Origin of the sequence: Bacteroides sp. ZJ-18 (assembly GCF_011038705.2) — a bacterium.
Lineage (GTDB): Bacteria > Bacteroidota > Bacteroidia > Bacteroidales > Bacteroidaceae > Bacteroides > Bacteroides hominis.
In genome coordinates, this window is record NZ_CP072198.1 from 4050645 (window position 1) to 4061326 (window position 10682).

The 10682-nt window shown below is 46.4% G+C and carries 5 protein-coding genes; 1 reads left to right on the forward strand and 4 read right to left on the reverse strand.

All coding sequences use genetic code 11. The annotated features are described in order from the left end of the window. Window positions 1-540: 540 nt before the first annotated feature. Window positions 541-3504, reverse strand: coding sequence for an AAA family ATPase (locus G7Y45_RS16470; protein WP_165015794.1), 2964 nt, complete (start codon window positions 3502-3504; stop codon window positions 541-543). A 147-nt stretch (window positions 3505-3651) separates the two neighbouring features. Next, window positions 3652-4884 carry an exonuclease SbcCD subunit D C-terminal domain-containing protein gene (locus tag G7Y45_RS16475; RefSeq protein WP_165015791.1) on the reverse strand — a complete coding sequence of 411 codons (1233 nt, stop codon included), beginning with the start codon at window positions 4882-4884 and terminating at the stop codon, window positions 3652-3654. Window positions 4885-4972: 88 nt separating this feature from the next. Between G7Y45_RS16475 and G7Y45_RS16480 the strand changes: the two genes are divergently transcribed. Then, entirely contained in the window at window positions 4973-5731 is a 759-nt protein-coding gene (locus G7Y45_RS16480) for a 1-acyl-sn-glycerol-3-phosphate acyltransferase (protein ID WP_165015788.1), read from the forward strand. Between the two features lie 233 nt (window positions 5732-5964). Here the strand turns inward: G7Y45_RS16480 and G7Y45_RS16485 are convergent, their stop codons facing one another. Both G7Y45_RS16485 and G7Y45_RS16490 read right to left on the reverse strand, forming a co-directional pair. Continuing rightward, the gene (locus G7Y45_RS16485; protein ID WP_005823413.1) at window positions 5965-9168 is read right to left on the reverse strand and encodes an efflux RND transporter permease subunit; all 3204 of its coding nucleotides are present in this window, start codon (window positions 9166-9168) and stop codon (window positions 5965-5967) included. 20 nt (window positions 9169-9188) lie between these two features. Then, the gene (locus tag G7Y45_RS16490) at window positions 9189-10682 is read right to left on the reverse strand and encodes a TolC family protein (protein WP_165015785.1); all 1494 of its coding nucleotides are present in this window, start codon (window positions 10680-10682) and stop codon (window positions 9189-9191) included.

A 10682-nucleotide genomic window follows, 5' to 3' on the forward strand; every position in this document is an offset into this window, starting at 1 on the left:
AGGAATCACGACAGATAGGAATACATTAAGAAAGGAAATAAGCTGTTTTACAAACAGACTCTCTTTTAACAAACGGCAAACCAGAGGAAGAAAAGCCGGAAAGCCGGTCTTACGGAGATGAAGAGCCGGGGTTGAAGAGGTGAAGAGCCGGGATTTTCGGCAAAAGCAGTAAGCATTTCCCGGAAAAGAAGTAAGCATTCGGTCCGAAAGAAGTAAGCATTTTCGGAATATGCTTACTTCTTTTTCAAATATCTCCTATTGTTCTTATTCATTACATCTGTTGTTAGCGTTTTTTTAGCTTATCGGACCTGTTTTTTCTCCAGTTGTGAGTCCTTACAAGAGTTTACCCGAACAATAAAAAGACACGGTTCTTCCTTTCTTACGTACGTTACGGAAGAGATTGCGGAGCCTCACTTACATTCTACCGGCAAACACGAAAATTTTCTTTCCATCCGGTAATCAGAGAAGCTAAAATAAGGCGTTTTTTCCGTTCAGCTCGCCGTCCGCCCTGAAAAAACGCAGCCAAACGATTTCCGATTATCAATTTGTCAAAGTGATAGCACTCTTCCCATTCGCCGCACGATGGAGTTGTACCTGTACGGCAATGCGCTCACTCATCTCCTGCACATGCGAGATAACTCCGATCTTCCGTCCTTGCATCTGCAACTGCTCGAGAGCTTCCATCACAGTGCGTAAACTATCGGCATCGAGCGAACCGAATCCTTCGTCGATGAAAAGTGACTCCACTCTCAGGTTATTGCTCGAAAGAGACGACAGCCCGAGAGCCAGCGCCAGGGAGATAAGAAAAGATTCTCCGCCGGAAAGAGAGTAGACGGTACGCACCTCGTCACACATATCGCAGTCGATCACTTGCAGGGCGAGTGTTCCCGGCACCTGCTGCAAACGGTAACGTTTCGAGAGATAAGACAGATGTTTGTTGGCATGCATCAGTAACAGATTCAACGTATAGCTTTGCGCAATCACCTTAAATTTTGTCCCGTCCGCACTGCCAATCAGTTTATTGAGTTTTCCCCATCGGTTGGCCGTCTCCTGTTTTTCGGTCAGTTCCTGTTCCAGCTGCCTCAGCTTCTTCTGGTTTTGCTCCTGTTGCAAAAGACGTGCCTCTACGGTGGACAGACGACGTTCCGTCTCCTGATTGGTTGCTTGCTGGCGGGCGATCGTCTCCGGCAGATATTCCGGATCGGCTATCTGTTCTTTCCGAAGCATCAGTTCGTCGATGGAACTGTTCAGTTGCCTGATCTCTCCCTGTATGCCGGAAATACGCGACTGGACTTCTTCTCCCTCCTTGCGCACCTGTTCCAGGGAGTCGTTTAATTGTTTCTCTTTTTTCCGAATAGCGGCTTCCGCATCCTCGACAGATTTGCCTTTCAACAGAGGAGCCCGTTCCTGACGGAGAGTTATCAACCGCTCACTGACCACCCGGAACTGTTCCCGAGCAGTCATCTCCGCCGTTTTCAGTAACGTAAATTGCTCTTTAGCAGCCAGAACCTGCTGCATCAACAGATGGCAGCGGGCTACACCTTCACGCAAAGCCTCACAAGCCGAGCGAAGTGTCCTGATCCGCTCCTCGTGCTGTTGCCATTCCTTATGGAGTTGCTGGTATTGGCGCATTTTCTCTGCGAGCAGATTTAGCTTCCCTTGTACGGTATGCAGTTGTTTCTCAAAATAGTCCGGATTTTGCTCCTCTTCCGATGAAGGACGTTTCTGCTCAACCTCCTGGAGCAACGCCTGCAACTGTACGGTTATCTGTCCGGACAGTTCCGTCTGATGGAGCAAATCCTGTTTCAAGGCGATATTCCGGTTATTTAGTTGCTGATACTCACCAGATGCGGTTTGATACTCCAATTCGATGTTATGATACAGGGTATGGACTACCTGCTCCTCGTTTCTATAAGGATGATCAGTGCTCCCACATACCGGACACGGTTCATTCTCACGCAAATTCTGCCGCAATGTCCGAACGTCCTTTCCCATCGCGATACGGGCATTCTCAAAAAGGCGTTGCAGCACTTTCAGTTCAGTCTCCTTCTCCGCCAACCGGGTGGTCAGAGCGGCCATTTCTTTCCGCATCTGTTCTTGTTTGTGCACCACCTCTTCCTGCTGTACTTTCAGACGTTGGGCTTCTGTCCTCGCCTTTCCCCATTCCAACATTTGCTGGCGGGCATTCTGCAAACGGGTTTGTTCCTGCATCCATCGGGCTTGCTCGTCAGTCACCGCTTCAACCCCAAAAGCGTTCAGACGGTTCACACGCTCTTCGTTCTCTTTCTGAAGAATGGCAAGGTGGTCTTCCTGCTCTTTCAGCCTATTCCGAACAGATTCAAGAAACAGCCCCGTCTCTTCCGTAACCGGTAGATCGATCTCTCCCGTCAGGTTCTTCAACGCATGGCAGGAAGTATGCAGAGTTCCCTGCACAGATTGCAATTTATCGGCTTGTGCAGTCGCTGCCTTTTCAGCACCTTGCAGTATCTCCTCCGCCTGCTTAGATTGGCTGACCAGTGATTGGATCTGAACATCCAGTTCACGTGCCCGGCTAAGATCGGGTTGCACGGCTTCGCACTGTTCCCTGAAGTGAATAAGATAGTCGGACTGGCGTGTGTGTTCTTCCCGGAGCTTCTTACTTTTTTCTTCATCCAGCCGCATGTCCTGCACTTTCTTATCACGCTGCTCCTGTTGCAACTTCAAAGTATGCAGCACCGATAGTTGCGCATTCAATTCTACCAAGGTTTTACTTCCCTGTTCACGAAGGTTGGTCAGACTCTCTTTTTCGGTCCGTAGAAGAGTGATTTCCTCTTCGGAAAGCAGTTCGATCAGGGCGGCATTGCTTTTCAACAGATTCAGTTCTGCATCAGCTGTTTTGCTACGCAGATAGATTTCACTGGAAATACGGGAGTATATCTCCGTTCCGGTCAGCTTCTCGAGCAACTCGGCTTTGGCGGACTCACGGGATTTCAAGAAAGTAGCAAAGTCATTCTGGGCAAGCAGCACCGTACGGGTGAACTGTTCGTAAGTCAAACCGACCAAAGTCACCAATTGTGCCAACAACTCTTTCCTTGTTCCCTGTAGTTCCTGATTGGCAGTCAGATCGGTCACTTGTATCGTCTGCGACCGCAGAGAACCGTTAGCCCGGCTTCCTGTCCGGCGTACCGACCAACGAGAACGATAACAGTGTCCGGACGCTCCTAAAAAATCAACCTCGGCAAATCCCTCTCCCGTCCCTCTCCGAAGGATATTCTTCACATCGGCCTGATTCACCCGACTTTCACCGATATCTGACATATAAAGACTCTCGACCGAAGCGGAAAAGCGAGGTGTCTTATCATACAGTGCCAGACAGAGTGCATCCAGTATTGTCGATTTTCCGGCTCCCGTAGGACCGGATATCGCAAAAATCCCGGCAGAACGTAAAGGCTCGGCTTGGAAATCAATTTCAAAGGTTCCTTCTATGGAAGCCAGGTTCTTTAATCGTATGGTTAGTATCTTCATGGTTATTCGGTTTGCTTTCACCACAGATTACACGGATTAACACAGATCAATAGATGATCTCGTTGATAGTAAAGATTAAAAGATCTGTGTGAATCCTAATGGTGATCTGTGTAATCTCTGGTAATCTGTGGTGAATTCCTATTTGATTCATTCTAAATTGATGGTCCGGCAAGCCTCCTGGAACAAATTTACCAGTTCTTCCGGCATCTCCGCCTGGTAACTGTTCTCAAAGGTTGCTTTCACAATCTGTAAGGGATTCATCTCCTGCAATCCGGCGGTCAGGACTTCTTCTTCCACGCTCCCCTCTGCCGCCTGCCTGTAAGAAGAAACAATACGGGCCAGCCGGACCGGCTTGCCTTCCAGTATTTCTTCCACTTGCTGCCGCAACATCGGCTCCGGTTCGCTTAGTTTCACCTTGACTTCTAGATAGGGCATCGGTTCATCTTCCGGTAGTTCCAGCCCGCGCAATTCATCCAGCACCTCATCCGGAGCCGCAGCTTCTGTGGCAGGGATACTTAGCAAACGCACCAACGGAGTATATTCAAGTTTCTCTATCTCAACCGCCCAACCTTCATCCAGGGTCACTTTTACCACTCCGTGGTGATAATGCTTCTCGGCAAACGACATAGGTAAGGGACTACCGGCATAACGGATATTCTCCCTTCCCGATACGCGCTGAGCCTTATGGATATGCCCTAAAGCCGTATAAACAATCTGTTCGGGAAAAGACTCGGGCGATACACTCTCCAGACCACCGATGATGATGCGCTCACTATGATCTTTCTCGGCAATCTCCGAACCGGTTGCCAGCAGGTGTCCGACAGCCACCAATGCCTGTCCGTCAGTCCGCTTCTTCAACGCATATTTCAACAAACGGGCATACAGTTCCTTCACCCCTTCCGCATACGGATTGCCTTCAGTCTCTACCACCGGATAGTCTCCCTGTCGCAAGAAAGGTACCGCCAGGCATAGTGCTTCTACCTCCCCCGCCGCATTCTTCAATTCTACCAGCAAATGCTCATAATCTATTTTGCCATTCTGTTTACGGACAATCCCCTTAATCTCCGTCCGCATCTCCTGCAACAACGGCAGAGGTGACTCCAACCGGGCAGCCGAATCATGGTTTCCGGCTACAATGACCAACTGCAATCCCGGGTTCTCGGTTGTCACCCGGTGAATGAAACGATAGAACATTCGCTGCGAGGCGGCAGACGGATTGGAAACATCGAAAACGTCTCCGGCAACAATCAGTACATCAATTTTGTTCTTAGTCAGGACACCGGCCAGCCAGTCCAGAAAGTGTTCATGTTCCTGTGTCCGGTCATATCCGAAAAAGGTTTGTCCCAAATGCCAATCGGCTGTATGTAGTATACGTATCATGCTATTGAAATTTGAAACAAAGTTAGCAATTATTCAGGACAGCAATATTATTTTGTTTATTTTTGCACAAGCTAAAATCAAAATCATTATGAAGATACTATACTATATTTATCAAATCTGCATTGCATTGCCCATTTTGTTAGTATTGACTATCCTCACGGCGATTGTCACCATCATTGGTTCATTATTGGGAGGTGCCCACATCTGGGGATATTATCCGGGGAAAATCTGGTCACAGTTGATCTGCCTTTTCCTGTTGATTCCGGTAAAAGTGCGTGGACGCGAAAAGCTACATGGAAGGACCTCTTACATCTTCGTACCCAATCATCAAGGCTCGTTCGACATCTTCCTCATTTACGGCTTTTTAGGACGTAACTTTAAATGGATGATGAAGAAAAGTCTACGTAAAATACCTTTTGTAGGAAAAGCATGCGAAAGTGCCGGACATATTTTCGTAGACCGGTCGGGTCCGAAGAAGGTACTTGAAACCATTCGCCAGGCCAAAGACTCTCTGAAGGACGGTGTGTCATTAGTGGTCTTCCCGGAAGGGGCACGGTCTTTCACCGGGCATATGGGATATTTTAAGAAAGGAGCTTTTCAACTGGCGGACGACCTCCAACTTGCCGTAGTTCCTGTGACCATAGACGGATCTTTTGAAATCCTGCCACGAACCGGCAAATGGATTCACCGCCACCGCATGATTCTGACCATACATGACCCTATCCCCCCGAAAGGTCGGGGAGCGGATAACATTAAAGCTACCATGGCAGAAGCCTATACTGCTGTAGAAAGTGCACTCCCCGATAAATTCAAAGGGATGGTGAAGAATGAAGATCAAGACTTATAAACGGTTTTGAACGATGAACAGGATTCACCACAGAGAGCACAGAGTAACACAAAGTTTTTTTATTGATAAGCAGGGATATTCAGTAAATGTCCCTGCTTAAAGACACAAAAAAGGCAACTAACCCGCAATGAATCAGTTGCCTTTAATTTTCTTATTTTAGGAATATCCCCAATCAATAACTTCATTTCTTCTCTGTGTTACTCTGTGCCCTCTGTGGTGGAAAGAGTATTTGTTCATCGTTTCCCCACTCTCTTCTTCAGCACAAATACCGGAAGGAAGAAGAAGATTCCGATGATTGACATAACTAACCCACCGATGGTTCCTGCGGCCAATGGAAACCAGAATGCTTCCTTATCTGTACCTACCATGAAAGGAATAAAGCCAAGGATCGTAGAGACAACTGTCAGGAAGATAGGAATGATCTTCGCATTCCAAGCCTTGGTATAGGCCCTCAAGGCCGACATTCGGGGAGAACGTCTACGAATGGCGTTATACTCGTTAAGAATATAGATACTGGCGTTCACCGTAATACCACACAATAAAACAAACGAAGCAAAACCTCCCTGGTCAAAGTTCAGCTTAAACCAATAGAACGTCAGGAATACACCGATATATGACACCGGAATAATAAATATGATAGCCAAAGGCTGTTTCAATGAATTAAACAAGATACTTGTCGTGAAAAAGATAATGGCAATCACTACCAGCAAAAGCAGATATTGCTTATTATCTTTCTTTCCCCATCCCCAGCTATCCCGCTCCGATTGAGCCGTATACCCCATCGGGAGTTCTTTGTTAAACTCCTCCAGGTCACGTTTCAGAATTTTATTTCCTTGTTCCCCCGAACCGATATATTCGTATTGCAGGCACAACCTGTATTGCTGATTCTCTTTGGCAACCTGTTGCGGCATTTGTCCCTTTTCCATAGTAGCCAGTTCAGACAGTTTATACTGTTTGTCATCCGTTCCGTACGGAAAATATTGCATGGCCCAAATGTCATACTCCTGAGACTGTTTGGAGGAAAGCTTTATTTTTTCCGAACCATTATCCGCCACTACCGATCCGATCTCCATATTCTTACCATAAATAGGGCGGATCGTAGAGAACAGAATATTGGCATTGATGTTCTCCTGTGCCATACGTTCCCGGTTGAGGTCAAAGTAGAACTCTTGATAATCGTCTTTCCAATAAGAGAAATAAGAGTTTATTATAACTTCCTTGATCCGTCGGTGAGTCAGCAATTTGGCTTTCAACTTCTCAGCCCATTCATACAATTCATCGTAATTGTATCCATACATCTTCACCTGGAAGGAACCGGCTCCCTCACGCACATCATTACTGAACCCCTGATCCTGCAAACCGTATACCCCCCAGCTGCCTCCACCCAATTGCAAGGCTTTGCTGATAATATTTGCCTTCAGTGTATAGGGGAAACCGCTATTCTGATGCTCTTTGGTAAAATAGACATTAATATTACCACGACGGGCACTGTACACCGAAGTCTGGAACTGTTTGATTTCCTTAAACTGACTCAGATAAATCTCCATCTTTTTGATCAGTTCATTCATCTGCTCCAACGTACTGCCGTTCGGAAGATTGGCATGAACATACAATACCACTTCTTCGTTCCGGGTGAAATAACTGCCTTCGTATACCTTCTGGATAAACAGGCGCAAACTGCCTCCCAGTGCTTTGTCCACAACCGGTTTCACTTTTTCTTTGTAAGTAGATGATCCTAAGGTCTTGTTATACCACTCCACGGCACGCCCTTCACCTTCCATCTTTTCCGGCAGCATAAATACCGGAAGTCCGAACAACAGTACCAACAAGATGCAGACAACCACACGCCAACGGCATAATTTACGTATCATCCAGCCATAGAAACGGGTAAAGTAAACTGTTATTCTCCGCGGAAGAGAAGCACGAAGAAGGAAGAAACGGGATTTGGTCTGACGGCGCTTTCTCTTTCTTAACCCGATCTTTTCGATCAGAGCCGGTACGAAGAAAAGAGCTACGAACAGAGATACAGCCAGATTGATAATCACTACGGCTGCAAAATCTTGCAGATTCAACCGTATCTTCTCGTCAAGGAAGAAAATGATGACCAAAGCTCCCATTGTAGTCAGGGTCGCAGCCAGAATGGACATAAAGGCTTTCAGGTTACGCCGGTGCAGGATATGGTCGGTCATCACAATCGTATTGTCTATCACCAGATTGAGCGAAACCGTAATACCGGCGAGCGAGTAGAGCTGCATTTCCAGTCCGAAAAGGTAATAGAAAATCACCGCCACGGCTATATTGATACTCAGACTGACCACGATCAAAAACAAATAGCGTGGATTCAACGTGATAAGCAGCACAAAAAACAGCAGAATCAGGACCGTAAGCCCGGTACGCAAATAAATCTTATTCAGCTCTTCGTGAATAAATTCCGTAGCATCGTAGCTTGTGTGGATCTCATATCCGGCAGGCAACACTTTCTGTATCGCCTCCATCTCTTCTTTAACCTGTGTACTCAGTTGCAACTGGTTGGCAGTTTCCTCGGCTGTAATCGACAAATAAATGGAGTTAAGTCCGTTGATACGATAATAGCTCTGAGGAGCTTCCTCCATGTGGCTCACCGTTACAAGCTCGTTCAGACTGATCAATTTTCCTTCTGTACTTTTCACCCGGATACGGGAAGCATCGAATCCTTCCTCTTTATATTCGGGCATCAGGGCCAGCCGGATCCACTCTTTACCACCTGAAGCCGACTCGATATTATAAGTACCCAGAAACTCTTTTTGATAATAGCGGGCAACAGCCTGCTGAATATCGCTCAAAGAAATACCCAATCGTCTCAGTTGTTCGCTATCATACTCCAACACCCACTCCATGGGTGTGGCTCCGCTCAAGTCTATCTTATAGATACCCTGAATCTGTGCCAGCCTCGTCTTGATATGTTCATCGGCATATTGCTGAATCAAGATGGGAGTAGAAGGAGCATTAAGTGTAAACGACATAAAAGGACGTGAGGCATTATCGTCCGGACGCTTCATCCTGATATAGGGATAGCTCACTCCGTCGGGAAGCTGAGGCCAGGTCTGCCGGATAATGGTTGATGCCTCAAAACGTACCGCATCTATATCCGCATACTTGTCCAATTCAATGGTGATGCTCCCCGAACCGTTATCGGAGGTAGAATAGATGTTCTTTATACCTTTAATACGTGCCAACATGGCCTCCAGTTTACTGGTTGCCTCTATCTCCACTACCCTCGACGAAGTGCCGGGCATACTGAACTGTACCGTAAAACCCGGTAAAGTTCTTGAAGGATTCAGTTTTACGGGGAGCAGGGGAATCAAGGCCAAACCAATCAACGCCACGCATATAAAGGCGACAATCAGCGTGAAAGAAGAGGCTTTCGTCTGCGCTTTTATTTTAGAAGGATTATCCATCGTTTCAATGTTAGGTAGCACTATCTCACCAATTGTCCCCCCGCATAGTCAAACTTTTCAGTCAGCGGGATTCCGGTAACAAAGTCATGCAACGTCAGTTTACGTATCTTATAATAGTTCAGCCAATAGTTCTGTAAAGCGGAAATATAGTTCTGCTGTGCTTCCTGCTGACGGTTCAGGGACAGAGTCAGACTGTTGATGTCCGCTTTCCCGATGATAAACCGCTGGCGGGTTTCGTTATAAGCCAGAATGGAAAGATCAAGTGCTTCTTCGGCACTGGTTATCAGGTTTTGCTGGATATTGAAATCGTTTACAGTCATAATCACTTCTTCATCCAGACTGATTTCATCCTGACGGGCAGAAGTCTTCACCACATTCAGGTTATTGCGGGCCATGTTATACTTACCCTTTCTTACCCCCCAGTCCACCAATGGAATGCTGACACTGACCGACACCAAATCCTGCTGCATGGGTTTATGGTACACATCCCCAAAGTTATCAGCTACCTGGTTGAAACCGATACTGGCGTTCACACTCGCATTAAAACGTGATTCTTTTTTGGTTTTATCCACATTGCGTTCGGCTTCAAGTACATTCTGCTTCAATCCCAGTAGCTGAGGATTGTTTTCATGTGCCATCTGCAAAGCCTTATCCACAGGTATCACCAATTCCTGCGGACGTACGGGCAAATCGATATCAATAACCGTATTCTTATCCAAATTCAGGAAAGAAACCAAAGAAAACATAGCACGTTTCAAGGCACTCGCTTTATTTTGCAATGTATTGCGTGCATTTACCACGTCCAGTTTCAATGTCAACAGGTCCGCCTTCGAAATGGCTGCTATCTTCTGACGCTGTACTCCAATGCTGTATAACGTATCCGACGACACCATATTCTCTTTGGCCAGATTATATTCAGCCTGCGCCATTGCCAGGTTAAAGAAATAGGTAGTAGCCTGCACGGATACAGCCTCCACATTATATACAAACTCCTTCTTTACTTTCTCGTATTTAAGGGGTTCTATTTTTCTTTCCCACTTGAACGAATTATATCCTACCAGACTTTGTGAATATCCCAGTCGGATGGGCACACTGGTAAACTGTGTCGACTTACTTCCGCCAAAACTGCGCATATATCCCAATTGAGATTGCAGATAGAAAGTACCACCCGTCAAGTCGAAATTCTGCTGGATAGCCAGATTACCGGAAGCATAAAACGACTGTTGACTACGATAAACATCCAAGTCATTTTCCGAATCGTATCGCTTGGTAATATCCCGGTTATATTCGGCGGGAGTCATATTCAAAGTAAGGCTCGGCAGACGGTTGGCCTTGTAAGTCCGGTACTCCCAGTAACCGGAAAGATACATATTCTGTGTGCGGAATGCTTCCAGTGAACTATCATTGGCCAATTGTATCGTTTTCTGCAAATCAAGTTTTATATGATCCTGAGACTTCGCTACAGAAACTCCAAGCAGCAAAGTTGCCATTACTATATAATATCTTTTCTTCAT

Excerpts from the sequence above, each read along its gene's own strand:
- G7Y45_RS16485 (WP_005823413.1), bottom strand. The coding sequence starts at position 9,168 with ATGGATAATCCTTCTAAAATAAAAGCGCAGACGAAAGCCTCTTCTTTC.
- G7Y45_RS16480 (WP_165015788.1), top strand. The coding sequence starts at position 4,973 with ATGAAGATACTATACTATATTTATCAAATCTGCATTGCATTGCCCATT.
- G7Y45_RS16475 (WP_165015791.1), bottom strand. The coding sequence starts at position 4,884 with ATGATACGTATACTACATACAGCCGATTGGCATTTGGGACAAACCTTT.
- G7Y45_RS16490 (WP_165015785.1), bottom strand. The coding sequence starts at position 10,682 with ATGAAGAAAAGATATTATATAGTAATGGCAACTTTGCTGCTTGGAGTT.
- G7Y45_RS16470 (WP_165015794.1), bottom strand. The coding sequence starts at position 3,504 with ATGAAGATACTAACCATACGATTAAAGAACCTGGCTTCCATAGAAGGA.